At 68.4% G+C, this 25,748-nt stretch carries 21 protein-coding genes and 1 pseudogene; 10 read left to right on the forward strand and 12 right to left on the reverse strand.

Features of this window, described 5'->3' with window-relative positions; all coding sequences use genetic code 11:
* Positions 1-15 precede the first annotated feature (15 nt).
* The 9 genes and pseudogenes from AC1DF3_RS10190 to AC1DF3_RS10230 form a co-directional block, all read right to left on the reverse strand.
* On the reverse strand, positions 16-2,130 hold the full coding sequence (locus AC1DF3_RS10190) for a molybdopterin cofactor-binding domain-containing protein (protein ID WP_478139567.1): 2,115 nt from the start codon (positions 2,128-2,130) through the stop codon (positions 16-18).
* Entirely contained in the window at positions 2,127-2,609 is a 483-nt protein-coding gene (locus AC1DF3_RS10195) for a (2Fe-2S)-binding protein (protein WP_478139568.1), read from the reverse strand. The genes AC1DF3_RS10190 and AC1DF3_RS10195 overlap by 4 nt, the downstream gene beginning before the upstream one ends.
* A 25-nt stretch (positions 2,610-2,634) precedes the next feature.
* Positions 2,635-3,774 (reverse strand): NADH:flavin oxidoreductase/NADH oxidase, encoded by a 1,140-nt coding sequence (locus AC1DF3_RS10200; protein WP_286531239.1) that lies wholly within the window; start codon positions 3,772-3,774, stop codon positions 2,635-2,637.
* A gap of 19 nt (positions 3,775-3,793) precedes the next feature.
* Positions 3,794-4,936 carry an amidohydrolase family protein gene (locus AC1DF3_RS10205; RefSeq protein WP_478139569.1) on the reverse strand — a complete coding sequence of 381 codons (1,143 nt, stop codon included), beginning with the start codon at positions 4,934-4,936 and terminating at the stop codon, positions 3,794-3,796.
* Positions 4,937-4,972: 36 nt separating this feature from the next.
* Positions 4,973-5,698 carry an ABC transporter ATP-binding protein gene (locus AC1DF3_RS10210; protein WP_478139570.1) on the reverse strand — a complete coding sequence of 242 codons (726 nt, stop codon included), beginning with the start codon at positions 5,696-5,698 and terminating at the stop codon, positions 4,973-4,975.
* Positions 5,688-6,359: pseudogene (locus tag AC1DF3_RS10215) on the reverse strand (ABC transporter ATP-binding protein); the annotation flags it as partial. The gene AC1DF3_RS10210 and the pseudogene AC1DF3_RS10215, both read right to left, overlap by 11 nt.
* A 65-nt stretch (positions 6,360-6,424) precedes the next feature.
* On the reverse strand, positions 6,425-7,363 hold the full coding sequence (locus AC1DF3_RS10220) for a branched-chain amino acid ABC transporter permease (protein WP_286520272.1): 939 nt from the start codon (positions 7,361-7,363) through the stop codon (positions 6,425-6,427).
* Positions 7,360-8,208 (reverse strand): branched-chain amino acid ABC transporter permease, encoded by an 849-nt coding sequence (locus AC1DF3_RS10225; protein ID WP_478139571.1) that lies wholly within the window; start codon positions 8,206-8,208, stop codon positions 7,360-7,362. Before AC1DF3_RS10225 ends, AC1DF3_RS10220 begins: the two co-directional genes overlap by 4 nt.
* Positions 8,209-8,282: 74 nt before the next feature.
* Positions 8,283-9,533, reverse strand: coding sequence for an ABC transporter substrate-binding protein (locus AC1DF3_RS10230; protein ID WP_286531254.1), 1,251 nt, complete (start codon positions 9,531-9,533; stop codon positions 8,283-8,285).
* Positions 9,534-9,719: 186 nt separating this feature from the next.
* Here AC1DF3_RS10230 and AC1DF3_RS10235 point away from each other — a divergent pair, with 186 nt between their 5' ends.
* Positions 9,720-10,415 carry a TetR/AcrR family transcriptional regulator gene (locus tag AC1DF3_RS10235; protein ID WP_478139572.1) on the forward strand — a complete coding sequence of 232 codons (696 nt, stop codon included), beginning with the start codon at positions 9,720-9,722 and terminating at the stop codon, positions 10,413-10,415.
* A gap of 3 nt (positions 10,416-10,418) precedes the next feature.
* On the opposite strand, the gene AC1DF3_RS10240 is transcribed toward AC1DF3_RS10235, so the two are convergent.
* Positions 10,419-11,312, reverse strand: a complete 894-nt coding sequence (locus tag AC1DF3_RS10240) for a LysR family transcriptional regulator (RefSeq protein WP_286531259.1) — start codon at positions 11,310-11,312, stop codon at positions 10,419-10,421.
* Between the two features lie 195 nt (positions 11,313-11,507).
* Here AC1DF3_RS10240 and AC1DF3_RS10245 point away from each other — a divergent pair, with 195 nt between their 5' ends.
* The 4 genes from AC1DF3_RS10245 to AC1DF3_RS10260 all read left to right on the forward strand — a co-directional run bounded on the left by AC1DF3_RS10245 (position 11,508) and on the right by AC1DF3_RS10260 (position 15,681).
* Entirely contained in the window at positions 11,508-12,848 is a 1,341-nt protein-coding gene (locus tag AC1DF3_RS10245) for an MFS transporter (protein WP_286531261.1), read from the forward strand.
* Between the two features lie 40 nt (positions 12,849-12,888).
* Entirely contained in the window at positions 12,889-13,590 is a 702-nt protein-coding gene (locus tag AC1DF3_RS10250; RefSeq protein ID WP_286531263.1) for a VOC family protein, read from the forward strand.
* 329 nt (positions 13,591-13,919) lie between these two features.
* Positions 13,920-14,915 (forward strand): NAD(P)H-quinone oxidoreductase, encoded by a 996-nt coding sequence (locus AC1DF3_RS10255; protein WP_478139573.1) that lies wholly within the window; start codon positions 13,920-13,922, stop codon positions 14,913-14,915.
* Positions 14,916-15,084: 169 nt separating this feature from the next.
* On the forward strand, positions 15,085-15,681 hold the full coding sequence (locus tag AC1DF3_RS10260; protein WP_478139574.1) for a hypothetical protein: 597 nt from the start codon (positions 15,085-15,087) through the stop codon (positions 15,679-15,681).
* A 48-nt stretch (positions 15,682-15,729) separates the two neighbouring features.
* On the opposite strand, the gene AC1DF3_RS10265 is transcribed toward AC1DF3_RS10260, so the two are convergent.
* Positions 15,730-16,635: a LysR family transcriptional regulator gene (locus AC1DF3_RS10265; RefSeq protein ID WP_478139575.1), complete on the reverse strand. Its 906-nt coding sequence runs from the start codon at positions 16,633-16,635 to the stop codon at positions 15,730-15,732.
* 111 nt (positions 16,636-16,746) lie between these two features.
* Here AC1DF3_RS10265 and metE point away from each other — a divergent pair, with 111 nt between their 5' ends.
* Positions 16,747-19,041, forward strand: coding sequence for a 5-methyltetrahydropteroyltriglutamate--homocysteine S-methyltransferase (metE, locus tag AC1DF3_RS10270; RefSeq protein WP_478139576.1), 2,295 nt, complete (start codon positions 16,747-16,749; stop codon positions 19,039-19,041).
* Positions 19,042-19,046: 5 nt separating this feature from the next.
* Here metE and AC1DF3_RS10275 read toward each other — a convergent pair whose 3' ends face one another.
* Complete coding sequence (locus tag AC1DF3_RS10275; RefSeq protein WP_478139577.1) at positions 19,047-20,480, reverse strand: short-chain fatty acyl-CoA regulator family protein; 1,434 nt, start codon at positions 20,478-20,480, stop codon at positions 19,047-19,049.
* 117 nt (positions 20,481-20,597) lie between these two features.
* Between AC1DF3_RS10275 and AC1DF3_RS10280 the strand changes: the two genes are divergently transcribed.
* The 4 genes from AC1DF3_RS10280 to prpF are packed head-to-tail and all read left to right on the forward strand — an operon-like array spanning position 20,598 to position 25,735.
* Positions 20,598-20,774: a hypothetical protein gene (locus AC1DF3_RS10280; protein WP_478139578.1), complete on the forward strand. Its 177-nt coding sequence runs from the start codon at positions 20,598-20,600 to the stop codon at positions 20,772-20,774.
* Positions 20,771-21,934 carry a bifunctional 2-methylcitrate synthase/citrate synthase gene (gene prpC / locus AC1DF3_RS10285; protein ID WP_478139579.1) on the forward strand — a complete coding sequence of 388 codons (1,164 nt, stop codon included), beginning with the start codon at positions 20,771-20,773 and terminating at the stop codon, positions 21,932-21,934. The genes AC1DF3_RS10280 and prpC overlap by 4 nt, the downstream gene beginning before the upstream one ends.
* A 13-nt stretch (positions 21,935-21,947) precedes the next feature.
* Positions 21,948-24,542, forward strand: a complete 2,595-nt coding sequence (gene acnD / locus AC1DF3_RS10290) for a Fe/S-dependent 2-methylisocitrate dehydratase AcnD (protein WP_478139580.1) — start codon at positions 21,948-21,950, stop codon at positions 24,540-24,542.
* Positions 24,542-25,735 (forward strand): 2-methylaconitate cis-trans isomerase PrpF, encoded by a 1,194-nt coding sequence (gene prpF, locus AC1DF3_RS10295; RefSeq protein WP_478139581.1) that lies wholly within the window; start codon positions 24,542-24,544, stop codon positions 25,733-25,735. The genes acnD and prpF overlap by 1 nt, the downstream gene beginning before the upstream one ends.
* Positions 25,736-25,748: the final 13 nt, after the last annotated feature.

The raw sequence follows: 25,748 nt of genomic DNA on the forward strand, positions 1-25,748 counted from the left end.
TCGGAAGGCGGGCGCTCAGCCCGCGTTGATCAACTGCGCCAGCCGTTCGGCCGACAGCGGCAACTGGCGCGCGCGCAAGTCGAGAGCATGGGCGACGGCGTTGGCGACCGCCGCGGCGGCCGGCCCGGCGGCGGCCTCGCCGGCGCCCAGGCTGGGCTCGCCCGGCCGTTCGATCACGCGCACGGCGATCTCGGGGATCTCGTCGAAGCCCAGGATCGGGTAGTGCTCCCAGTCCCCGGACGTGATGCCGCTGTGGTCCCAGGTCACGCTTTCCTTCAGTGTCCAGCTGAGCGACTGCAGCAGGCCGCCCTCGATCTGGTTCACCAGGCCATCGGGATTGACCACCGCGCCGGCATCGACCACGGCCCAGGCCTTCTCGACCCGGACCTTCTCCTCGACGCTGACCTGCATGGCGATGGCGCAGTACGCGGCCTGGTTCTTGTAGCGGCCGACGGCGATGCCCAGGCCGCTGCCGCTGCCGCTTTCGCCGCGCCGGCGCCAGCCGGCCATCTCGGCGGCGGCCTCCAGCACCGCACGCGCACGGGGGTCGCCGAGGTGGCGCAGGCGGAATTCGACCGGGTCGCAGCCGGCCCACTGCGCCAGCTCGTCCATGAAGCTTTCGATCGCATACAGGTTGGCGTAGGAGCCGAGCGAGCGCAGCGCCGACACGCGCACCGGCGAGTCGGGGATGAAGTGGTAGTCGACCTGCTGGTGGGGCAGGTCGTACAGCGCGATCGCGTTGCGGTCGCCGCCGCCCATCGGCAGCGGCAGGTCGCGCGGCGTTGGCCGCGGCAGCGGCGGATCGATCTCCCAGGCGCCGAGCAGGTTGATGCCGTCGCCCCAGCCGGGCCGGTTCATGTGGGTGTGGCTCCACAGGGACATGGCCCAGCCGCCGATGCGGCCGGCGTCGTCGAGGCCGGCCGTGAGCTGCACCACGCTGGCCGAACCGAACGGTGACATCGACATCTCGTCCTCGCGCATCCACTGCACGCGCACCGGCTGCCCGATGCGGGTGGCGACGAAGGCGGCATCGAAGGCGGCATCGTCGGCGCCGTTGTGGCCGTAGCACCCTGCGCCTGGCGCATGGATGACCTCTACCGTCGCGGCCTCGCGTCCCAGCGCCGCGGCGATCTGGTCGCGCAGCGGATAGACGCCCTGCGTATGGGACCAGACGCGCAGCTGCATGCCGCGAGGATCGGCCAGCGCGCAGGCCGGGCCGATGGACGCGTGCGCCAGGTAGGGGCGGGAGTAGGTGGCGCTGTAGGCCTGCAGCCCCGTGCCGGGCGTGCCGCCCTCGTGCACGCGGCGCGTGCTGGCGGGCAGGCCCTGCAGCAGCGTGACGGTGTCCTGACCCGCATGGGGATCGGGCATGGCATCGAAGTCGAGCAGCTTGCGGGCCTTGGGCAGCGCGCGCACCAGTGCGCCTTCGTGCGGGCCCACGAGGGCCAGGAAGCGGCCGCTCTGCACCACCTGCGACACACCCGGCAGCGCCCGCAGTTCGGCGAGGGGCACCGCCGCCAGCCGCTGCGAGGGATGCCGCCCGCGCAGCATCCGCACGTGCTGCATGCCGGGAATGACCAGGTCCTGCAGATAGCCGGCGCCGGTGAGCTTGGCCCGGAGATCCACGCGCGGCAGCGATCGCCCCACGTAGGGCTCGGGCGCGTGACGGATGCTGGCGGGGGCCGGGACGATGGCGACGTCGAGATCGATCTCGGCGGCGAGCTCCCAGTAGTCGGTGCGGCGCGTGCCGCCGGCGTCGCTGAAGCAACCGGCATCGACTTGCAGGTCCGACGGCGAGACATCCAGCCGGCGCGCGGCCAGCGCAACGAACAGCGACCAGGCGTGCGCGCAGGCCCAGCGCAGCGCCGCGCCGCCGTACTGCACCGAGAGGCTGCCTGCGGTGTAGCCCTCGTCGGGCGAGCGGTCGGTGTGGCCGGCGACCAGCACCACATGCGCCGGCGTCAGGCCGAGGCCGTCGCAGGCGATCTGCACCAGGGCCGTCTCGATTCCCTGGCCCAGCTCGACCTTGCCGGTGAACACGGTGAGCTGGCGCCCGGGTCCGATGCGCAGCCACTGGCCGAGCCGAGGATGGGCCTGGATGGCGGGCGGCGTGGAGAGCGTGGAACTCATGGCTGGCCTCCCGCGCGCAGCCGGGCCGCGGCGGCCTCGATCGCCTTCAGGATGCGCGCATGCGCGCCGCAGCGGCACAGGTGCCGGTGCATCGTCTCGTGCAGATCGGCCTCGGTCGGCGAGGTGGTGCGACGCAGCAGGGCGGTCACCGACATCAGGATGCCGTTGATGCAGTAGCCGCACTGCGCGGCCTGCAGCGTGACGAAGGCGTCGAGCACGACCGTGCCGACCGGGTCGCTCGCCAGTTGCTCGACCGTGGTGAGCTCGCGGCCGGCGGTGCCCCACAGGGGCATGTCGCAGGACTGGACCGCGCGGCCGTCCATCCAGACGGTGCAGGCGCCGCAATGGCCGGCGCCGCAGCCGAAGCGCACGCCCTTGCAGTCGAGGTCGTTGCGCAGGACATAGAGCAGCAGGTCGTTCTCGTCGGCCTGCACTCGGTGCGCGCGGCCGTTGACCTTGAGTTCGAAAGTGGAAGTCATGGGCACTCGAAATGGGGCCGCGCGCTCAGGCGTCCGTTGCCATGGCGGGCTTGCGGAGGCCGGCGGCGCGACGGTACGGCGGGGGGTAGTAAGGCGTGATGCCCAGCGTCTCCGCTGCTCGCCAGACCCAGCGCGGGTCGGCCAGGAAGGGGCGCGCCAGGGCGACCTGATCGGCCTGGCCCGAGGCCACGATCGCGGCCGCCTGCGCCGGCTCGCTGATGCCGCCGACGGCGCGGGTGGCGATCCCGCTGCGGCGCCGCACTTGCGCGGCCAGCCCGACCTGGAAGCCGGGGCCGAACGGAATGCGCTCGCCGCGCACCACGAAGCCGCTGCTCACGCAGACGTAGCCGAAGCCGATGTCCTTGAGGCCCTGGGCCAGGCGCACCGCGTCGTCGACCCCGAGGCCGCCTTCGGCCCAGTCGGTTCCGGTGATGCGGGCACCGAGCACCCGGCTGCCGGGCACCTGCTCGTGCAGGCGCCGGGCGATGTGCAGCGCCAGCCGGTCGCGCCCGGCCGCGTCGCCGCCCCAGGCGTCGTCGCGCCGGTTCGATAGCGGCGACTGGAACTGGTGCAGCAGGTAGCCGTGCGCGCAGTGCAGCTCGATGACATCGAAGCCCAGGCGCACGGCGCGCCGCGCGGCGTCGACGTAGGCCTCGACCAGCCCTTCGATGCCGGCTTCGTCGAGCGCCTCGGGCGTGTGCCAGTCGGGCGCGAAGGGCAGGGCGCTCGGCGCCACGCAGCGCCACGGCGCGCCGCCGTCGCCGCCGGCCTTCAGCGGCCCGCCGCCTTCCCAGGGCACCTGGGCCGAGCCCTTGCGGCCCGCATGGCCGAGCTGGATGCCGAAGCGCGTGCCCGGCGCGGCCACCGCGCGTGCGGCCTGCAGCACGCGCGACAGCGCGGCCTCCGCGGCGTCGCTGTAGAGGCCCAGGCAGCCGTGCGTGATGCGCCCGCGGGCCTCGACGGCGGTGGCTTCGACCATGACCAGGCCGGCGCCCGACATCGCGAGCTGCATGAGGTGCTGCAGGTGCCAGTCGTTGGCGACGCCGTCCCGCGCCGAGTACTGGCACATGGGCGAGACGACGATGCGGTTGGGGAAGTGCATCCCGCCCATCGCGAGTGCGCTGAACAGGTGGGATTCGGGTGCTGCGGGTGAAGTGACGGGCATGGTCATGGCTCCTGGCGGGTCAGCGCATCGGCGCGATGTCGAGCAGCTTCAGGGCGTTGAGCCCTTCGATCTGCGCCACCTCGTCGCTCGACAGGCCGCGCACCGAGGCGATCAGTTCCCGGGGCCGCTCCTCGCCCATGTCGTAGGGATAGTCGGTGCCGAGCAGCACCCGGTCGGCACCGAAGAGATCGACCAGATGGCGCAGCATCTCGGGGTCGAACACCATCGTATCGACATAGAAGGTCTTGAGATAGCTCGACGGCGCGCGATCGATCACCGTGCGGCAATCCTTGCGCGCCCGCCAGGCGTGGTCCATGCGTGCCCAGTAATGCGCCACGTAGCCGCCGCCATGCGCCGCGATGAACTTGATGTTCGGATGGCGCGCCACGACGCCGTCGAAGATCAGGTGGCTGACGGCCACGGTCGTGTCCAACGGGTTGCCGATCACGTTGTTGAAGTAGTGGTCGGTCAGCCGGGAACCTTCCGAGAAGCCGACCGGATGCAGGAAGATCACCGCACCGAGCGCGTCGGCGCGGGCGAAGAAGGGTTCCAGCCCGAGCCTGGCATCGGTCAGGTCGAGCCCGTTGACGTTGGTGTTGATCTCGATGCCGCGCAGGCCGAGCGTGCCGATCGCGTGGTCGAGCTCCTGGATCGCGAGCTCGGCGTTCTGCAGCGGCACCGAGCCGAGCCCGACGAAGCGCCGCGGCGTGGCCGCCACCAGCGCCGCGATGCCTTCGTTCACCTGGCGGGCCAGGACTGCCCCGCGCTCCGGCGGCGTGAAATAGAAGAACTGGAAAGGCGCCGGGCTGATCGCCTGGATGTCGATGCCCATGCGGTCCATGTCGTCCAGCCGCTGGTCGACGCCGGTCAGCTTCGGCGCACGCTCCCGCATCTGCGCCACGTTGGTCTCGCGCGTGAGGGCATTTGCATGGATCACGCTCGGGTCGTGGCGGCCGACATCGAGGTCGCTCGCCGCCTTGGCGACCTCCGGGTTCAGGTAGTGGCAGTGGACGTCGACGACCGGCGGACGGTCGCCGCGCACCGGCGTCGACGCGCTGGCCGTGCGCGGCATCGAAAGCGAAGCCGATCTCGCGCGGCCCGTGGCCGGCGGGGCGTGGCGGTGGGTCGGGTCGGTGCAGTGGGGGGAGCAGGTGTAGAGCACGTGAAATCCGTTGGGTGGGTATTGGAAGAGTCCGGGCTAGAACACGCCGAGATGGCGGGTCGCGAGGTCGGGTTCGGCGCGCACCGCGTCGGCGCTGCCGGCGTGCACGACGTGGCCGGTGTTGAGCACCACCACATCGTCTGCCACTTCGAGCGCAAGGTTGAAGTTCTGCTCGACCAGCACGATCGAGAGCCGGTCGGCCTTGAGCGTCTTGATGGCCTGCGCCACCTCCGCGACGATCAGCGGCGCGAGTCCTTCCGAAGGCTCGTCGAGCAGCAGGACGCGCGGGTTGCCCATCAGCGCGCGGCCGATCGCGAGCATCTGCTGCTCGCCGCCGGAAAGGGTGCCGGCGCGCTGGCGCATGCGTTCCTTGAGGCGCCCGAAGGTGGCGTAGACGCGATCGAGATTCCAGGCGTGCTTGCCGTCGTCGTTCGCCCGCGCCGCCTGTTCGGCCACCTGCAGGTTCTCCAGCACCGTCAGGCTCGGGAAGATGCGCCGGCCCTGGGGCACCAGCCGCATGCCGGCGCGGGCGATGCCTTCGGGCGACATCCGTTCCACCGGGCGGCCCGCGAGGCGGATGCTGCCGGCGCGCGCCTGATGCAGGCCCGCGAAGGTGTTGAGCGAGGTGCTCTTGCCCGCGCCGTTGCGACCCAGCAGCGCCAGCACACGGCCTTCCTGCAGGTTCATCGACAGCCGGTGCACGACCTGGCTCTGCCCGTAGCAGACGTCGAGTTCGCTCACGCTCAATGCATCAGTGGCCAAGGTAGATCTCCCTCGTTCTCGGGTGGTTGACGACGGTGCGCCGGTCGCCTTCGACGATCACCTGCCCATAGTGCAGCACCGTGATCTGTTCGGCGAATTCGAGCGCCACGTCCATGTCGTGTTCGATCATCAGGATCGCCGTCTCGCGCGGCACCTGGGCGATCAGCCGCTGCACCACCACGCGCTCGTCCTGCGACAGGCCGGCGAGCGGCTCGTCGAGCAGCAGCAGGCGCGGCTGCTGCGCCAGGCCCAATGCCAGCTCGACCCGTCGCTGTTCGCCATAGGACACGTCGCACACGCGGTGCAGCGCCTTGCCGGCCAACCCGACGCCGTCGAGCAGCTGCACCGCGCGATCGTGCAGCGCCGCGTGCCGCGCCAGGTCGGTGCGCGCATCGAGCCGCAGCGGCAGCAGCGCCAGCAGCCCCAGCACCACGTTGTGCGCCAGCGTGTCCTTCGGGAACAGCGTGATGATCTGGTAGGTGCGCGCGAGTCCGCTGCGTGCGCGGGCGCGCACCGGCAGCTTCGTGACGTCTTCACCGAAGATGCGGATCGACCCGCTGTCCGGGCGGATCTCGCCACCGATCAGGCCGAACAGCGTGGTCTTGCCGGCGCCGTTCGGTCCGATGACAAGACGCCGCTCGCCGGGCTGCATCGTGAGCGAGACGTCCTGCGTGACGGCGATGCCGCCGAAGGACTTGCGCAGTCCCTTGATCTCGAGAGCGGCGGTCATGCGCGGCCTCCCTTCCAGCGCGCCAGCAAGGTGCGGACGCCCGGCACGATGCCGTGCGGCATCACCAGCACGATGAAGACGAACACGGCGCCCAGCAGCATGTTCCATCGTTCGATGTAGCCCGACGCATAGTTCTTCAGCAGCACCACCAGCACGGCGCCGACGGCCGGCCCGGCCAGCGTGCCGGCACCGCCCGCGATCACGCTCAGCAGCACCTCGGCCGATGCGGTGACCGACAGCACGCTCGGATGCACGTACTTGTGGAAGTAGACGTAGAGCAGGCCCGCCACCGCGCCGACGAAGCTCGCGCCCACGAAGGCACACCAGCGGATCGCCCAGACGTTGTAGCCAAGCGAGCTCATGCGGCGCGCCTGGTCGCGGGTGCCGCGCAGCGAGGCGCCGAAGGGCGAGTTCACGAGCCGCCCGACGACCAGCAGCACCACCGCCGTGATCGACAGCACGAACCAGTAGTAGGCGTTGCTGTTCTCCATGTCGATGCCGAAGGGAGCCGGCCGCGTGAGGCCCGACAGGCCGTTGTCGCCGTTGGTGACCGAGGTCCAGCGGTAGGCGAGGCCCCACACGACCTGCGACAGCGCCAGGGTCAGCATCAGGAAGCTGAGTCCCGAGGCCCGCAGCGCGATCCAGCCGAAGACGCCGCCGATGGCTGTGGTGGCCAGCAGCGTGAGCGGCGCGGCCATCGCGTGGCCGAGGCCGAGCCGCAGCGCCAGCCAAGCGGCGATGTAGGCCGACAGGCCCAGGTAGGCCGCGTGGCCCAGCGAGGTCAGGCCGGCGTAGCCGACCAGCAGGTTCAGGCTGGAGGCGAAGATCACGGCGATCAGCATCTGGCTGCCCAGGTTGACGTAGTACTCGCCTGACACCGCCGGCAGCAGCGCCAGGGCCGCGAGCAGCAGCAGGCCATGGATCGTCGGCTTCATGCGCGGGCACCTCCGAGCAGGCCGGTGGGCCGGAAGGCCAGCACCAGGATCATCGGCAGGAACAGGATCACGTAGGCGAGGTCGGGGACCAGCGCGGTGCCGAAGGTGTAGACGAAGCCGATGATGAAGCTGGCGATGAAAGTGCCCATCAGGCTGCCGATGCCGCCGAGGATCACCACGATCAGCGCCAGCGGCAGCATGTCGGCGTCCAGCCCCGGATAGGCCGAGAGCATCGGTCCGCCGAACGCACCGCCGAGTCCGGCCAGCATCGCGCCCAGGCAGAACACGCTGGTGAAGAGGGCCGAGGCCCGGATGCCCACCGCACGCGCCATCGGCATGTCGTCGACACCGGCGCGAATTCGCGCCCCCAGGCGGGTGCGCTCCAGCAGCAGGTACAGCACGACGGCGGCCACCAGCGCCACCGCGATCACGGCCAGCCGGTAGCTCGGAAAGCTGAAGCCGAACAGCGATGCCGGACCGCTCAGGAAAGCCGGCGGCGAGACCGGGATCGGATCGCCGCCCCACAGCACCAGGCAGAGGTCGGCGGCGATGAAGGACAGGCCGAGCGTGGCCAGCACCTGGGCCTGCGCGTTGCCCGACAACCGGCGCAGCACGAGGCGCTCGAAAAGCCCGCCGATGACTGCGGTGGCGAGCCCGGCCAGCACCACGGCGACCGCGAAGCCCCAGCCGGCCCGCGCCGCGCTCGCGGCCACGTAGGCCCCGATCATGAAGAGAGCGCCGTGCGTGAGGTTGGCGATGCGCATCAGCCCGAAGATGAGCGCGAAGCCCGATGAGAGCAGCAGCAGCAGGCCGCCGAGGGCCAGGCTGTTGAGTGTCTGAGTCAACCAGAATTGCATGTTCTTGACGACAGGGCCCGCCGCGCCGAGGCGGCGCGGGCCGTGAAGCTCCGGTAGGGGCGTCAGGCGGCCAGGTTCCTGGCGGGCGGCCAGTCGCGCGAATAGACCGGCTCGGCCAGAAACTTCTTGGGGTCGTAGGTCCAGAACTGGCTTACGTCCGGGTAGGTCTCGATGATGCTGTTGACCAGCCGGCCATCCTTGCGCTCGACCGTGCGCACGTAGACGTTGCCGACCACGTTGCCCCAGGCGTCGAACTTGACCGGTCCGCGCGCCGTCAAGGCGTTGGTCTTCTGCAGCGATGCGCGCAGCGACTCGCGGTCGAAGGCCTGGCCCTTCAAGGGCTCCAGCGCGGCGTCGAGCACCGATGCGCTGACATGGGTGCAGGCGGCGTAGAAGCCGGGGTCGTAGCCGTGCGCTTTGCGGAAGGCGCCGGCGAACTTCGCGTTGACCGGGTTCGCGAGCTCGGCGGAATACCAGTTCACCGTGACGATGCCCAGCGCCTCGTCCCCCATGTTGCGCAGCACCGCTTCGTCGAGCGCCGTCATGCCGCCGACCAGGGCCAGCTTGCCGCGCAGGCCGTACTCGTTGAACTGCCGGATGAAGCGAAAGCCGTTGGAGCCCGCGAAGCCGAGGAACACCGCGTCCGCGTCGCGGTTGAGCTGGGCCAGGAAGCTGCCGTAGTCGGGCGCCGTGAGCGGCGGAAACAGCTTCTGCACCACCTTGCCGCCGGCTTCCTCGAAGACGCGCTGGAAGCCGGCCGTCATCTCGTGGCCGTAGGCGATGTCGTCGGCCACCAGCACCATGCGCTTGTACTTCAGCTTCTTGGCGCAGTAGTCGGCCAGCGGATGGGCGCACTGGGCCGAGGTCGAACTGGCGCGGAACAGCCAGGGGTTGGCCTTGCGCTGGGTCATGTCTTCGGCCGCGGCCACCGGAAACACCGGAATCTTGCGGGCCCGCATGTAGTCGTCGGTGGCCAGCGCCTCGAAGGCGGCCAGCGGGCCCATGAGCACCTGGGCACGTTCGCGCTCGACCAGTTCCTGGGTCTTGCTGCGGGCGGTCGACGGCACGCCGCCGGTGTCGGCCACGATCAGCTCGACCTTGCGGCCGCCCAGCCGCTGGTCGTTGGCCGCCAGGTAGCTCTGCAGCCCGCGCTCCATGTCGAGTCCGCCGGAAGCGAAAGGCCCGGTCTTGGCGGTGAGCAAACCCAGGCGCAGCGGCTCTGCCGTGCCCTGGCCGCGCACCAGCGAAGGGGCCGCCAGGGCGGCGCCGGCGGTGGCGGCGGCTGCCATGAAACTCCTGCGATCGATCGTCATGCTGTCTCCGTTCTTCGTGAGGGTTGGATGTTAAGTGATCGGACGATCAATAATAGTTCGAGCAGATTCCGAGATCAAGCGGCGTTCGGCAGAGGGACATCGGGGTTTACCCGGGCCGGCTGGTGTCGAGAGCCCGGCGCGCTAATAATCAAACGATCGGCCAGATTCATTCCACGGACACCATCGATGACCCCCCGCACCGCCAAGGCTGACGAGACTCCCGAAGAAGGCGCCGCCGGCGGCAAGCAGCGGCGCCGCCGCCTCGCGCCCGAAGACCGCGAGCACGAGATCGTCCAGTCGGCCATCAGCTTCTTTGCCAGGCATGGATTCGAGGGCAGTACACGCGACCTGGCCCAGCGCCTGGGCGTCTCGCAGCCCCTGCTGTACCGCTATTTCCCGACCAAGGAGGCGCTGGTCGACCGCGTCTACGACGAGGTTTTCGTGCGCCGCTGGAACCCCGAGTGGGAGGAGTGGCTCGCCGACCGCACGCACTCGCTGGAAAGCCGGCTCAAGCGCTACCTCAAGGACTACGCGCATTTCGTGCTGCGCGGCGAATGGGTGCGCATCTTCATGTATGCCGGCCTCAGCCGCGCCGGCGTGAACCAGCGCTACCTGGCGCGCCTGCGCGAGCGGCACTTCCTGCTGATCGCGCGCGAGCTGCGCTTTGCCTACGACATTCCCGATCCCGAGAACGCCGAGGCCGAGGACGAAGAGGTCGAACTCATCTGGGCCATGCACTCCAGCGTGTTCTACATCGGCGTTCGCAAGTGGGTCTACGACCTCGCGGCGCCACGCAATATTGATCGATTGATCGATATGAGGGTCGAGTCCTTCCTGCACGGGGCGCCGAAGGTGCTGCTGGCCGACCGCAAATCGACCTGAATTTCAGTCGGCCCGCTCCAGCAGCGCATCCAGAAAGCGCAGCGCCGCCGGACCGAGCGCGTCGGGGCGCCAGACGATGCGGTAGTCGGTGCGCATCTCCAGCAGCGGAAGATCGCGCACCACGATGTTCTCGCCCGAGAACTGCACCAGGCTCTCTTGCGCCGCGCACAAGCCGAAGCCGCTCGCGACCAGCGCCAGCGCCGAGATGATGTCGCCCGCGACGCAGGCCACGCGCGGCTCGAAACCCAGGCGATGGCAGGCCAGCATGAACTTCGCGCGCAGCGACGGGCCGCTGCGCTCGGGCGTCACCACCCACTCGGCATCGACCAGCTGGCGCGCCGAGATCTCCGGCGCCGCGACCAGCGGATGCGCGCGTGGCATCAGCAGCACGTAGCGCTCCGAACTGTAGACCGCCGAAGCCAGCGCGGGATCGGTGAGCTCCTGAGTCTGCACCGCGAAATCGATTCGTCCCCGGCGCAGTTCCTCCAGTTGCTCGCTCTCCGGCGCGCCCTCGAACTGGAAGCGGATCGCGGGGTGCGCGGCCTGCACGCGCTGGGCGGTGTCCGGGATGATGCCGTTGTAGAGCGCGCCCGGCATGTGGCCGATGACCACCGTGCCGCCGGTGCCGCCGGCCCGGCGCTGCAGGTCGAGCATCAGGCGCTCGTTGCCGAGCAGGAGTTGGCGCGCGTTGAGCAGCAGTTCGCGTCCGGCGTTGTTGAGCCGCAGGCTCCTGCCGACGCGATCGAACAGTGCGAAGCCGATTTTTTCCTCGAGGTTGAGGATGGTGCGGCTCAGCGGCGAGGCCGAGATGTGCAGCAGCTGTGCCGCCCTCGAGATGCTCTCGTTCTCTGCCACGCAGACGAAGTGCTTCAGCGTCCGGAGGTCGATCAGGTTCATGGGGTCGTGCTCGGGTGCGAAGGCCGGAGTCTAAATAGTTCGGACCCTTGATGTCCGAGATCATGAGAAAGATTGTCCTTTTCAGTCATCTTCTCGTTAACGATCATTCGATCAACGCTGCGGCGCTTCCCGCCCGGCGGACACCGACCGCGGGCCTCGCCCGTCAACCTCCGAAGCTCCTCCTGGGCGTCCGACATGACTCAAACCCTTCCCGCGTCCGTACAGCGCAAAGTGATCCGGCGGATCATCCCGATCCTGATGCTGATGTACACCATGGCGTACCTCGACCGCATCAACATCGGCACCGCGGCGCTGCGCATGAATGCCGAGCTGGGCATCAGCCAGCAAGTGTTCGGACTGGCTGCCGGCCTGTTCTTCATCGGCTACCTGGCGATGGAGATCCCGAGCAACATCATCCTGCACCGGGTCGGCGCGCGCGTCTGGCTCACGCGGATCATGGTGACCTGGGGCCTGATCTCCGCTTGCACGGCCTTCGTGCAGAACGGCTGGCAGCTGATCGCCGTGCGCATGCTGCTGGGCGTCGCCGAAGCCGGCTTGTTTCCGGGCCTGATCTACTGCCTGGCGCTGTGGTTTCCGCCCGGCCTGCGCGGGCGCATGCTGGTGATCGCCGTGCTGCCCTGGGCGGTCATCGTGGGCACGCCGATGTCGGCAGCGATCGTCCAGTACGCCGATGGCCTGTTCGGCTTCTCGGGCTGGCGGATCATGCTGTTCGTCGAAGGCCTGCTGCCGGTGCTGCTGGGCTTCTACTCGATCCGCTTCCTGACCTCGAAGCCCGAGGAGGCCGACTGGCTGACCGACGAGGAGAAGCGCCAGGTGATCGCCGCGCGCGACAGCGGCGACGCCCCTGCGTCCGTCGGCGAGCCGCCGCTGCGCACCACCTTGCTGCAGCCGCACCTGATCTTGCTGTCGCTCGCCTATGCAACGGCGCAGATGGGCTTCTATGCGAGCCTGATCTTCACGCCGCAGATCGTGCAGGAGTTCGGCCGCCTCTTCGGCGTCGCACTGTCGACGGTCCAGGTCGGGCTGCTGGCGGCGATACCGAGCGTGTTCGGCATGGTGATCTACTGGTTCTGGGTCGCTCATTCGGACCGCACGGGCGAGCGCGTGTGGCATGCCATCGCCGCCTTCGTGACCGCCGCCGCGGGCATCGGCATCCTGGTCAGCGTGCCCAACCTCTACGCGTCGATCGCCGGGCTGTCGCTGTTGACCGCGGGGCTGGTCAGCGGGCCGATCTGCATCTGGCAGCTCACCGGTGTCGGCGTCAGGGGCAAGACCGCCGCCGTGGTGTTCGCCTATGTCAACTGCTTCGGCATCGTCGGCTCGATGTTCAGCCCGTATTTTATCGGGCTGCTCAAGGACCGCACGGGCTCCTATGACGCGGGGCTGTTGTTCCTCGCGCTCGCCGCGCTGCTCGGCGCCGTCTTCGTCTACCTCGCCGGTCGGCGCATGCGGCGCCAGGCCCTCGTCAGGCCATCGGCTGCACCGGCGGGCCGCTACGAGCCCGCGACGCGCTGAGCTCGCAACTTCATCCACACACCCACACGAAGGAACCCCAGTGATCCATTTCGACCATGTCTGCATGGCAGCCCCGAACGTCTACGAGTCGACTTTCCGGCTCAGCAAGGAGACCGGCCTCGGCAACTACGACGGCGGCTTCTTTCCGCTCTACGGCATCGGCCATCGCGTGGTGCCGCTCGCGCCCGACATCTACATCGAGGTCGAGAGCGTGATCGACCGCCGACCCCTCGCCCACGGCGAACCGCTGACCGTCTTCATGGAGCGCCAGACGCGCGAAGGCGACTGCTTCCTCGGCTGGTGCCTGCGCTCCGACACGCTGGAAGAGCTGGAGGCTTTCGCGGCGCACCACGGCACGACGATCGATCCCAACACCACCGGCCACGAGGCCGGCCGCCAGATGATGAACGGCGCGCGCGGCTTCGCGCTGCAGGCGCCGAGCGCGACCGTGGCCTGGCCGATCGGCAAGCCCAACCTCTACTTCAAGCCGGGCGGCGGCACGCACGTCGCGAGCCTCCCGGTGGTGCCGGGCTCCGGCGAAGTGCAGGGGCAGGGTCTGGCGTGGATCGAGATCGGCGGAACCCATTCGGATCTCAAGGGCTGGCTCGGCGACGTCGCCTCGCCCTCTGATTTTCCGTTCGAGATTCGCTACAACGGCGGTTCCTCGGGGCTGTACGCGATGGGCGTGCAGACGGACCGCGGCGTGGTGCAGATCCGCCGGCCGCCGGTCTGCATCGGCTGACGGACCCCGAGCGCGCGCGGCCGTGAGGCCTTGCCGCTCATGAAGAGGAGAGCGTGACCAGCGACGCCTCCACCGTGTCGACGAAAACCTCCAGGTTCTCCACGGTTCGAGCCTGGCTCATATTTGCGCTCCTTGCAAAGATGTTTCGCGAGAGCGAGGGATTGTCCGCTTGAGGTTGCCCCCATACGATGCCTTGACTTCATCGATTCAAGCATGCAAGGCCGGGACAGCTCGGGGGTATTCAACCCGGCAACCGGGGCGGTGAGCGGCCACGTCCCTCATGCGCGGCAACAGGATCTGGATCGCATGGAATGAAAGAGAAACAAGCCATGAAAGCCATCGTCTTCGACGACTTCGGCGGGCCCGAAGTGCTCGTGATCCGCGAGGTCGCGGCCCCGGAAGTCCGACCCCATGACCTGCTGGTGCGCAACGCCTCCATCGGGGTCAATCGCGCCGACCTTTCCCATCGCAAGGGTGCCTACGGCCGCGCCTTCTTCGGCGACGCGGACACCATGGGACTGGAGATTGCCGGGACGGTGGTGGAGGTGGGGGCGCAGGTCCAGGGATTCCGCGTGGGCGACCGCGTCATGGGCATCGTCGGCGGAGGCGCCTATGCCGAACTCTCGCGCATCGATCACCGCATGGCCATGCAGGTCCCGCCAGGCCTCGACCTGGTCGATGCCGGCGCGGTGGCCGAGGTTTTCGTGACCGCGCACGAAGCGCTGTTTCATCTGGGCCGCCTGCAAGCCGGCGAGTCGGTGCTGGTCCATGCGGCGGCCGGCGGCGTGGGCTCCGCCGCGGTGCAACTCGCGCACGCTGCCGGCGCGCGCGTGTTCGCGACCGCGGGCGGCGACAAGCGCGATGCCGTCCAGAGCTTCGGGGCGGATGAAGTCATCGACTACCGCAGCGACGACTTCCAGGCCGTGGTGGCCGCCAAGACGGATGGCAAGGGCGTCGACGTCTTGATCGACTTCATCGGTGCCCCCTACCTGGAGCGCAACCTGCGTTCGCTGGCGGTGGGCGGGCGCATGGTGGTGGTGGGCTTGCTCGGGGGCGCGGAAGGCGCCGCGCTTCCCATGGACCTGCTGCTGTACCGCCACCTGCAGATCTTCGGCACGGTGATGAAGTCGCGGCCTCCCGAGGTCAAGCAGGCGATGGTCCAACGCTTCGCGCAGCGATGGCTCGACGCCCTGGCGGCCGGCGCGATCCGGCCTGTGATCGACAGCAGCTATGCGCTCGCCGATGCGGCCCAGGCGCATCGGCGCATGGAATCGGGCCAGAGCGTCGGCAAGATCCTGCTGCTGCCCGGTCAGAGACCGTCGTGACAGCCGATGCCGCCTGCGAACGGATTGCAACTGCAATGCTTGCCAGGCCAGGTCGAAATCCAGCCGAAACAGGGGCTTGAGACATTGGATCCCGGCGTCAGTGCCACGCGCAGCGGCCAACGCCGGCAGGCACTTTCGCCTCCATCCACTTTTCCTCCCAGGAGTTCTCATGACCGACAGCATCCGCAGCGACCTCGTCCTCTCGCAATCGGCCTTCAGCCACGTCATCGACGTGCCCATCGAGCAAGTCGACATCGGCAAGTGGCTCTTCGGCTTGCCCGAAGCCGAGTACCAGCGGTGCGCGCCGCCGGACCATATCGCTTGCGGCTCGACCCGCACCGACGATGGTCGCCCGATGTCCATCAATGTCGAGCAGATCGGCACCGGCCTGGTCGTCCAGCACTATGTGGGCGAAGTGGTCGGAAAGCTGCGCTGCCTGCTGGTCTCGACGTCGGACGTGTTCACACCGGCAGGGCGCACCCGGGTGCAAGTCATCTGGGAACTCAGCGCCAAGGGCTTGAGCGACGGGCGCACCGAGTACACGAACTCGGTGGTGTCGCACCCGACGGAAGAGTTCCTGGCCTTCATTGCGAGCCACGGAGTGAGCTTCGAGCAGGCATCGCACGACCGACAGCTGGCCTCCGGCGATCACAACAGCCGTGAAACGCCGTTGTTCGCAGAGAGCATCGCCCGGGCAGCGCGGGCCAATGCCAGGAGCGCCAGGAGCGCCAGGAGCGCCGAGACGCCGACGGCAGTCGCTGCTTGAGCCTGCGAAGTCTCACCCCGCCATCTGCGGCATCGACAGCATCCGTGTTCAAGCCTTGCGCGATTTCTCCCGCGCCGGCTGACGCGCGAAGTCGATGAAGGACTTGAGGTAGTCCACGTCCATCTCCGCTTCCCGGCCACCCAGGAAGATCTGCTTGGCGAGCCCATGGCGGCCGAGCCGGACGGGGACGATCTCCAGCTTGTCCGCATACTCTTCAACCAGCCAACGCGGCAGCGCTGCGACGCCCCTGCCGCTGGCCACCATCTGCAGCATGATGTCGGTCGTCTCGATGGTCTTGTGGCGCTTGGGCGTGATGCCTGCGGGCATCAGGAACTGGTTGTAGACGTCCAGCCGCTCGGGCGCCACCGGGTAGGTGATCAGGACCTCCGGCGTCAGCTGCGCCGGCTTCACGTAGGCGGCCGATGCCAGCGGGTGGCTGGCGCCCACGACCAGCACCTGTTCGTAGTCGAACACAGGCTCGAAGCGCAGCCCCGGCTTGAACAGCGGATCCGGTGTCACGAGCAGGTCGATCTCGAAGCCGAACAGCGCACCGATGCCCCCGAACTGGAATTTCTGCTTGACGTCCACATCCACGTCGGGCCACTTGGCCAGGTAGGGTGCCACGACCTTCAGCAGCCACTGATAGCACGGGTGGCACTCCATGCCGATGCGCAGCGTGCCACGCTCGCCTTGCCCGTACTGCTGCAGGCGCTCCTCGGCGACGTCGAGCTGGGGCAGGACGCGATTGGCGACGGCGAGCAGGTATTCGCCGGCCTGCGTGGGCCGCAGGGCGCGCCCCTCGCGCAGCCAGATCGCAGTGCCCAACTGCAGTTCCAGTTTCTTCATCGCATGGCTGAGGGCCGACTGCGTCAGGCACAGCGTCGCCGCGGCAGCGGTCAGTGAGCCCTGCCTGTCGACCTCCCGGACGATGGCCAGATGAATGCGCTCCAGCATTTCGTATGAATAAAACTAATCGATTGTTGAAATAAGACCATTTTACTTCATGGAGTGGCATGCCTACGATCAGCGCCATTCGCATTTCCGATGCATCCCGAAAGCAGTCTCATGGTCCTGACCCACAATCTTGGTTTTCCCCGAATCGGCGCGCAGCGCGAACTCAAGTTCGCGCTCGAGTCCTACTGGAAGGGCGCTTCGTCGCGCGACGAACTCCAGGCCCTCGGCGCCCGGTTGCGCCAGCGCCACTGGCAGCAGCAGGCCGGCCTGGACCTCGCGCCGGTGGGTGACTTCTCGTTCTACGACCAGGTGCTGGACATGAGCTTCACGCTGGGCAACCTGCCCGAGCGCGTGCGGGGCTTCCATGGCGATGTCCTGGACAACTATTTCCGGGTCGCCCGTGGCCGCTCGGCGCACGGCAGCGAAGACCACGGCGCCTGCTGCGGCGGTGTCGCCGCCGGCGAAATGACCAAGTGGTTCGACACCAATTACCACTACATCGTGCCGGAGTTCACGGCGCAGACGCACTTCAAGCTGGATGCCTCCCGCCTGCTGGCGCAACTGGCCGAGGCCAGGGCGCAAGGGGTCAAGGCCAAGCCCGTGATCGTCGGACCGGTCACCTACCTCGCCATCGGCAAGGCCAAGGACGATTCGGACAAGCTGGCCCTGCTTCCGCGGCTTCTGGAGGCCTACGCCGAACTGCTGGACACCCTGGCCGCGCAGGGCGTCGAGTGGGTGCAGATCGACGAGCCGCTGCTGGTGACCGAGCTCGATGCCGACTGGCAGCATGCCTACAACACCGCCTACCACCAGCTCAAGGGCTGCCGCGTCAAGCTGCTGCTGGCCACCTATTTCGGCCAGCTGCTGGAGAACCAGTACCTGGCCGCCAACCTGCCGGTGGCGGGCCTTCACATCGATGCCGTCAACGGCCGGGCCGACGTGACGCCCCTGCTGGGCCTGATGCCGGCCCACAAGGTGCTGTCGCTCGGCGTCATCGATGGCCGCAACATCTGGAAGACCGACCTGGCCGCCGTGCTCGACTGGCTCGAGCCCATCGCGCAGAAGTTGGGCGGCGACCGGCTGTGGATCGCACCGTCGTGCTCGCTGCTGCACGTGCCGGTCGACCTCGAGAGCGAGCACAGGCTCGATCCGGAAATCAAGTCGTGGCTGGCCTACGCGCTGCAGAAGCTCGACGAACTGAAGCTGTTGTCGACGGCGCTCAACCAGGGCCGCGACGCGGTCAAGGACGCGCTCGCCGCCAACCAGGCTGCCGTTGCAGCGCGTCGCGCGTCGCCGCGGGTCCACAACCCCGCGGTCCGGGCGGCGATCGCCCGGATCGACGCCGAGCTCGGACGACGCAAGAGCGGCTACGCGCAGCGCGCCCCGCTGCAGGCGGCGCGCCTGAAGCTCCCGGCTTTCCCGACCACCACCATCGGCTCGTTCCCGCAGACCGCGGAGATCCGCCAGGCACGCAGCCGGTTCAGGGCCGGCGAGCTCGGCGAGGCCGGCTACAAGAGCGCCATGCAGGCGGAGATCGCCCGCAGCGTTCGCGAGCAGGAGGCATTGGGCCTCGACGTGCTGGTGCATGGCGAAGCCGAGCGCAACGACATGGTCGAGTACTTCGGCGAGCAACTCGACGGCTATGCCTTCAGCCAGTTCGGCTGGGTGCAATCCTACGGTTCCCGCTGCGTCAAGCCGCCGATCCTGTTCGGCGACATCACGCGCCCCAAGGCGATGACGGTCGAATGGATCCGCTATGCGCAGTCGCTGACGAACAAGCCGATGAAGGGCATGCTGACCGGTCCGGTCACGATCCTGAACTGGTCGTTCGTGCGCGACGACCAGCCTCGGTCGGCGTCATGCAAGCAGCTGGCGCTGGCGATCCGAGAGGAGGTGCTCGACCTCGAGAAGGCCGGCGTGGGCGTGATCCAGATCGACGAGGCGGCCCTGCGCGAAGGCTTGCCGCTGCGCAAGTCGCAGTGGAAGAACTACCTCGACTGGGCGGTCGAATCGTTTCGCATCACCGCCAATGGCGTCGACGACGAGACGCAGATCCACACCCACATGTGCTATTCGGAATTCAACGACATCATCGCGTCCATCGCCGACATGGATGCGGACGTGATCACGATCGAGACCTCCCGCTCGGACATGGAACTGCTGGACGCTTTCGACGACTTCAACTACCCGAACCAGATCGGCCCCGGTGTCTATGACATCCACTCGCCCAACATCCCGACCCGGGAGCACATCGTGCAACTGATGAAGAAGGCGGCCGAGCGCATTCCGGCCGAGCGGCTGTGGGTCAACCCGGACTGCGGCCTGAAGACGCGCCAGTGGGCCGAGGTGATTCCCGCGCTGACCCACATGGTCGAGGCCGCCAGGGCCCTGCGCGCGGTCGCCTGAGGCGATCAGGGCGGGTCGGCCGAGTCCGCCGGGTAGGGCGTGAAGCGGCTTTCGTTCTCGTTCACCTCGAGCGGCCTTCCCACGAACGGGAAGGCCCGCTGCGGACAGCGCGTGCGCTCGCACACCTTGCAACCCATGCCGATGGGCGTGGCGATCTCGGGGTCGTCGAGGTTCATGCCCCGCGAATAGACCAGTCGCGGCGCGTGCCGGGTGTCGCAGCCCAGCGCCACCGAGAAGGTCTTGCTCGGTGCGCCGTAGCCGCCCTGGCCCTTCGAGACCGTGCGGGCGATCCAGAGGTAGGTGCGGCCATCGGGCATGCGCGCCAGCTGCGGCAGGATCTTGCCGGGCTGCGAGAAGGCCTCGTACACGTTCCACAGGGGGCAGGTGCCGCCGGTCTTCGAGAAGTGGAAGTGGGTGGCGGACTGCCGCTTGGAGATGTTGCCGGCGCGGTCCACGCGGATGAAGAAGAAGGGCACGCCGGGCGCGTCCGGCCGCTGCAGCGTGCTCAGGCGATGGCAGATGGTTTCGAAGCCGACCCCGAAGCGGCGCGAGAGCCGGTCGATGTCATAGCGCATGGTTTCGGCCGCCTTCAGGAGCGCCGCGTAGGGCAGCAGCAAGGCGCCCGCGAAGTAGTTCGCCAGGCCGATGCGCGCCAAGGTCCGCGCCTGCGGATCGCCGCCGAATTCCGGCGTATCGACCAGCCGGTCCAGCAGCGCGGACTGCTCCAGCAGGGCGAGCTGCGTCGCCAGCTGGAACGCTTGTTGGCCGGCTTCCAGGGCCGCGGACAACCGCAAGGTCCGGCTGCCCGGCTCATAGCGGCGCTGGCTCTCCTCGGCCTCATCGTGCGATGGCATCGCGTGCACGCCGTGCCGCTGAATGAGTCGGCGGACGAGCCATTCCGACAGCGGGCCTCCTTCGGCGTTCGCCTCGGCCGCGAGCGCCTCGGCGGCACGGTCCACGGCATCGAAATGGTTCTGATGGGCGAAGAAGAAGTCGCGCACCCTCTCGAAGGCCATCGGCCGCGTCGGCGCGATGTCGGCGCGGTCGTCTCCCAGGCGCAGTGCCATGGCTTCGAGACGCTGGGCCGCATCGGCATTGCGACGGTGCAGGGCCAGCAGCGCTCGCCCCACGGCGGGCATCTGCGAGGCGACCTCGAGCAGCTCCGGCAACGCGACCTCCTCGCCGCCCGGGTTGTCGGCCAGGGCCTCGCGCATGCCGGCCACCAGGCGCGCTTCCTCGTCCTCGGAAAACTGCTGCACGTCGATGCCCAGCGCACGACTGATCCGGAGCAGGACGGCGACGGTGAGCGGCCGCTGGTTCTGCTCCAGCTGGTTCAGGTAGCTCGGCGAAAGGCCGAGCGCGTTGGCCAGCGCGACCTGCGACAGGCCGCGTTCGGCCCGCAGCTTGCGCAGGCGCACGCCCATGAAAGTCTTCTTCATCGTGATCTCCGGTGGACTGAAGAATTTGCAAGATTCGCAAATTCGCGGATTCTTCTTCGCAAATCTTCGCCCTTTTAGTCCTTCTGCAAGGACCCGATTGTGCGTAAATTGCGAAGCATGACAACACCCAGCGGCACGGTCGAACTGAAGGACATCGTCTTTCCGGACCAGGCCAACCACTACGGAACGCCGCCGGAAGAAGTTCTCAAGGGGTGTTCGAGATGGTGGCCGTGGATGCCGCAAGGACGCCCCGTTCCCATCGATCGCTCTTATCTGGAAAAGGAGACTGCATGACAACCGCCACCCAGGCTGCACCCGCAGGGTTCAAGCCGAAGAAATCCGTCGCGCTCTCGGGCGTCACGGCCGGCAACACGGCCTTGTGCACCGTCGGCCGCACAGGCAACGACCTGCACTACCGCGGCTACGACATCCTCGACATCGCGGAGGTCTGCGAGTTCGAGGAGATCGCCCACCTGCTGGTGCACGGCAAGCTGCCCACGGCGGCCGAACTGCGGGCCTACAAGGCGAAGCTCAAGGCCATGCGGGGCGTGCCGGCCAGCGTCAAGTCGGCCCTCGAGCAGATCCCCGCGGGCGCGCATCCGATGGACGTGATGCGCACCGCCGTGTCGGCCCTGGGATGCACGCTGCCCGAGAAGGACGATCACAACGCGCCAGGTGCGCGAGACATCGCCGACCGCCTGATGGCCTCGCTGGGCTCCATGCTGCTGTACTGGTACCACTGGTCCACGCAAGGCAGGCGCATCGCGCTGGAAACCGACGACGACTCCATCGGTGCGCACTTCCTGCACCTGCTGCATGGCACCCAACCCAGCGCCGCCTGGGAACGCGCCATGCACACTTCCTTGAACCTCTATGCCGAGCATGAGTTCAACGCCTCGACCTTCACGGCGCGCGTCATCGCCGGCACCGGCAGCGACATGTACTCGGCCATCGCGGGCGCCATCGGGGCGCTGCGCGGGCCCAAGCACGGCGGCGCCAACGAGGTCGCGTTCGAGGTCCAGAAGCGCTATGACTCGCCCGACGAAGCCGAAGCGGACATCCGTCGCCGGGTCGAGGCCAAGGAAGTGGTGATCGGGTTCGGACATCCGGTCTACACCGTGAGCGATCCCCGGAACGTCGTCATCAAGGGCGTCGCCAGGTCGCTGTCGGATGAAGCGGGCGCCAGCAAGATGTTCGACATTGCGGAGCGCCTGGAGACGGTGATGTGGGATGCCAAGAAGATGTTCCCCAACCTCGACTGGTTCAGTGCCGTGAGCTATCACATGATGGGCGTGCCGACGGCGATGTTCACGCCGCTGTTCGTCATTGCCCGTACCAGCGGCTGGGCCGCGCACGTCATCGAGCAGCGCATCGACAACAAGATCATCCGCCCGAGTGCCAACTACACCGGTCCCGAGGACCTGGCGTTCCTGCCCATCGGCGATCGCCGCTGACAGGAACCCGCGCATGAACACCTCGTACCGCAAGAAGCTCCCGGGCACGTCGCTGGACTATTTCGACGCCCGCGAAGCCGTCGACGCCCTTCGGCCCGGCGCCTGGGCCGGGCTGCCCTACACCTCGCGCGTGCATGCCGAGAACCTGGTGCGCCGCTGCGACCCGGCCATCCTCGACGACTCGCTGCTGCAGTTGATCGAACGCCGGCGCGACCGCGACTTTCCGTGGTTTCCGGCCCGCGTGGTGTGCCACGACATCCTGGGACAGACCGCACTGGTGGACCTGGCCGGCCTGCGCGATGCCATCGCCGACAGGGGCGGCGATCCGGCCCAGGTGAACCCTGTGGTGCAGACCCAGTTGATCGTGGACCACTCGCTGGCGGTCGAGTTCGCGGGCTTCGATCCGGATGCGTTCGCCAAGAACCGCGCCATCGAAGACCGTCGCAACGAAGACCGGTTCCACTTCATCGAGTGGACCCGGAAGGCCTTCAAGAACGTCGAGGTGATCCCGCCGGGGAACGGGATCATGCATCAGATCAACCTCGAGCGGATGTCGCCGGTCGTCCATGCCAGGGACGGCGTGGCCTTCCCCGACACGCTGGTCGGCACCGACAGCCACACCCCCCACGTGGACGCGCTGGGCGTGATCGCGATCGGCGTCGGCGGGCTCGAAGCCGAAAGCGTGATGCTGGGCCGCGCTTCCTGGATGCGGCTGCCCGACATCGTCGGCGTCGAGCTCAGCGGCAAGCCAGGGCCCGGCATCACGGCGACCGACATCGTGCTGGCGCTGACGGAGTTCCTGCGCCAGCAGAAGGTGGTGGGCGCCTATCTCGAATTCCATGGCGAAGGCGCCTCGGCATTGACCCTGGGCGACCGGGCCACGATCTCCAACATGACGCCCGAGTTCGGCGCCACGGCGGCGATGTTCTCGATCGACCGGATGACCATCGACTACCTGCGCCTCACCGGACGCACGGACGAACAGGTTCGCCTCGTCGAGACCTACGCGAAGGAAGTGGGACTCTGGTCGGACGCATTGGCCAGCGCGGAATACGAGCGCGTGCTGCGCTTCGACCTGCGCGCGGTGGTGCGCAACATGGCCGGCCCGTCCAACCCGCACAAGCGCCTGCCGACCTCCGAGCTGGCCGCGCGCGGGATCGCTGCCGAGTGGGAGGACGTGCCGGGCCGGATGCCCGACGGCGCAGTGATCATCGCGGCCATCACCAGCTGCACCAACACCAGCAACCCGCGCAACGTGATCGCCGCCGGCCTGCTGGCGCGCAATGCCAATGCGCGCGGTCTCGTGCGCAAGCCCTGGGTCAAGTCGTCGCTCGCGCCCGGCTCCAAGGCGGTGCAGCTGTACCTGGAAGAGGCCGGCCTGCTGCGCGAACTGGAACGGCTGGGCTTCGGCATCGTGGCCTTTGCCTGCACCACCTGCAACGGCATGTCCGGTGCGCTGGACCCTGCGTTCCAGCAGGAGGTCATCGACCGCGACCTTTACGCCACGGCCGTGCTGTCGGGCAACCGCAATTTCGACGGCCGGATCCATCCCTATGCCAAACAGGCCTTCCTGGCGTCTCCGCCGCTGGTCGTGGCCTACGCGATCGCCGGCACCGTGCGCTTCGACATCGAGAAGGATGTGCTCGGCATCGACGCCGACGGCTTGGCCGTGACGCTGAAGGACATCTGGCCGAGCGATGCCGAGATCGACGCCGTGGTCGCCGCCAGCGTCAAGCCCGAGCACTTCCGCCGCGTCTACGATCCGATGTTCAAGATCGGCGTGGCCGGCCACGCGCCGATCAGCCCGCTGTACGACTGGCGCCCGCAGAGCACCTACATCCGCCGCCCCCCGTACTGGGAGGGTGCGCTGGCCGGCGAACGCACGCTGCGTGGACTGCGCCCGCTGGCCTTGCTGCCCGACAACATCACGACCGACCATCTGTCGCCGTCCAACGCCATCCTGCGCGACAGCGCGGCGGGCGAGTACCTGCACCGGATGGGCCTTCCCGAGGAAGACTTCAATTCCTACGCCACGCACCGCGGCGACCACCTGACGGCGCAGCGCGCGACCTTCGCCAATCCGCAGCTCGTCAACGAGATGGCCGTGGTCGACGGCAAGGTCCGGAAGGGCTCGCTCGCCCGGATCGAACCCGAGGGCCGGGTGGTTCGCATGTGGGAAGCCATCGAGACCTACATGCAGCGCAAGCAGCCGTTGATCATCATCGCCGGCGCCGACTACGGCCAGGGCAGTTCGCGCGACTGGGCGGCCAAGGGCGTTCGGCTGGCAGGCGTGGAAGCGATCGCGGCCGAGGGCTTCGAGCGCATCCATCGCACCAACCTGATCGGCATGGGCGTGCTGCCGCTGGAGTTCAAGCCCGGCGTGAATCGCCTGACGCTGGGCCTGGACGGCACCGAGACCTACGACGTCGGGGGTGAGCGTCGACCGCGCGCCGACCTGGGCCTGGTGATCCGCCGCCGCAACGGCGATGTCGTCGAGCTGCCGATGACCTGCCGGCTCGACACCGCCGAGGAGCTCTCGATCTACGAAGCCGGTGGCGTGCTGCAGCGATTTGCGCAAGACTTCCTTGCTTCCACGGAACCGGCCTGATGTCACACACGCCACAAATCAAGATCCCGGCGACCTGCATGCGCGGCGGCACCAGCAAGGGCGTGTTCTTCCGCCTGCAGGACCTGCCGGAGGTGGCGCAGCGCCCCGGGCCGGCACGCGACGCTCTGCTGCTCCGCGTGATCGGCAGCCCGGACCCTTACGGCAAGCAGATCGACGGCATGGGCGGCGCGACCTCCAGCACCAGCAAGGCGGTGATCCTGTCGCGCAGCAGCCGGCCCGGCCATGATGTCGACTACCTGTTCGGCCAGGTGGCCATCGACCGGCCCTTCGTCGACTGGAGCGGCAACTGCGGCAACCTTTCCGCCGCCGTGGGGCCCTTCGCGATCGCCAACGGACTGGTCGATGCCAGCCGGCTGCCGCGCAACGGCATGGCGACGGTGCGGATCTGGCAGGCCAACATCGGCAAGACCATCGTCGCGCACGTGCCCATGAGCTACGGCGCCGTCCAGGAGACGGGCGACTTCGAACTCGACGGCGTGACATTCCCGGCGGCCGAGGTGCAGCTGGAATTCATCGACCCGGCCGACGAGGGTGACGGCGAGGCCGGCGGCGCCATGTTTCCGACCGGCAACCTGGTGGACGACCTGGAAGTGCCCGGTGTCGGCACCTTGAAGGCGACGCTGATCAACGCCGGCATCCCGACCATCTTCGTCAATGCGGATGCCGTCGGCTACGCCGGCACCGAGCTGCAGGATGCGATCAACGGCAGCGACGCCGCGCTGGCGATGTTCGAAGCCATTCGCGCGCACGGCGCCGTGCGCATGGGGCTGATCCGGGACATCGCCGAGGCCGGCCTGCGCCAGCACACACCCAAGGTGGCCTTCGTGGCGCCTCCCGCGGCCTACACGGCCTCCAGCGGCAAGCCGGTGAACGCGGCCGATGTCGACCTGCTGGTGCGCGCACTGTCCATGGGCAAGCTGCACCACGCGATGATGGGCACCGCGGCGGTGGCCATCGGCACCGCGGCCGCCATCCCCGGCACCTTGGTGAACCTGGCGGCCGGTGGCGGCGAACGCACCGCCGTGCGCTTCGGCCACCCCTCGGGCACGCTGCGCGTCGGCGCCGAAGCCAGGCAGGTCGACGGCCGGTGGACGGTCACCAAGGCCTTGATGAGCCGCAGCGCCCGCGTGCTGATGGAAGGCCAGGTCCGCGTACCCGGCGACAGTTTTTGAATCTCAGGAGTCT

The sequence above is a fragment of the Variovorax sp. 10N432 genome (assembly GCF_056394465.1).

Bases quoted from the DNA above. Each gene is read 5' to 3' on its own strand.
- AC1DF3_RS10230 (WP_286531254.1), bottom strand. From the start codon at position 9,533: ATGACGATCGATCGCAGGAGTTTCATGGCAGCCGCCGCCACCGCCGGC.
- AC1DF3_RS10200 (WP_286531239.1), bottom strand. From the start codon at position 3,774: ATGCCCGTCACTTCACCCGCAGCACCCGAATCCCACCTGTTCAGCGCA.
- AC1DF3_RS10260 (WP_478139574.1), top strand. From the start codon at position 15,085: ATGACCGACAGCATCCGCAGCGACCTCGTCCTCTCGCAATCGGCCTTC.
- AC1DF3_RS10195 (WP_478139568.1), bottom strand. From the start codon at position 2,609: ATGACTTCCACTTTCGAACTCAAGGTCAACGGCCGCGCGCACCGAGTG.
- AC1DF3_RS10235 (WP_478139572.1), top strand. From the start codon at position 9,720: ATGACCCCCCGCACCGCCAAGGCTGACGAGACTCCCGAAGAAGGCGCC.
- AC1DF3_RS10190 (WP_478139567.1), bottom strand. From the start codon at position 2,130: ATGAGTTCCACGCTCTCCACGCCGCCCGCCATCCAGGCCCATCCTCGG.
- prpF (WP_478139581.1), top strand. From the start codon at position 24,542: ATGTCACACACGCCACAAATCAAGATCCCGGCGACCTGCATGCGCGGC.
- AC1DF3_RS10245 (WP_286531261.1), top strand. From the start codon at position 11,508: ATGACTCAAACCCTTCCCGCGTCCGTACAGCGCAAAGTGATCCGGCGG.
- acnD (WP_478139580.1), top strand. From the start codon at position 21,948: ATGAACACCTCGTACCGCAAGAAGCTCCCGGGCACGTCGCTGGACTAT.
- AC1DF3_RS10275 (WP_478139577.1), bottom strand. From the start codon at position 20,480: ATGAAGAAGACTTTCATGGGCGTGCGCCTGCGCAAGCTGCGGGCCGAA.
- prpC (WP_478139579.1), top strand. From the start codon at position 20,771: ATGACAACCGCCACCCAGGCTGCACCCGCAGGGTTCAAGCCGAAGAAA.
- AC1DF3_RS10240 (WP_286531259.1), bottom strand. From the start codon at position 11,312: ATGAACCTGATCGACCTCCGGACGCTGAAGCACTTCGTCTGCGTGGCA.
- AC1DF3_RS10220 (WP_286520272.1), bottom strand. From the start codon at position 7,363: ATGAAGCCGACGATCCATGGCCTGCTGCTGCTCGCGGCCCTGGCGCTG.
- AC1DF3_RS10280 (WP_478139578.1), top strand. From the start codon at position 20,598: ATGACAACACCCAGCGGCACGGTCGAACTGAAGGACATCGTCTTTCCG.
- metE (WP_478139576.1), top strand. From the start codon at position 16,747: ATGGTCCTGACCCACAATCTTGGTTTTCCCCGAATCGGCGCGCAGCGC.
- AC1DF3_RS10265 (WP_478139575.1), bottom strand. From the start codon at position 16,635: ATGCTGGAGCGCATTCATCTGGCCATCGTCCGGGAGGTCGACAGGCAG.
- AC1DF3_RS10255 (WP_478139573.1), top strand. From the start codon at position 13,920: ATGAAAGCCATCGTCTTCGACGACTTCGGCGGGCCCGAAGTGCTCGTG.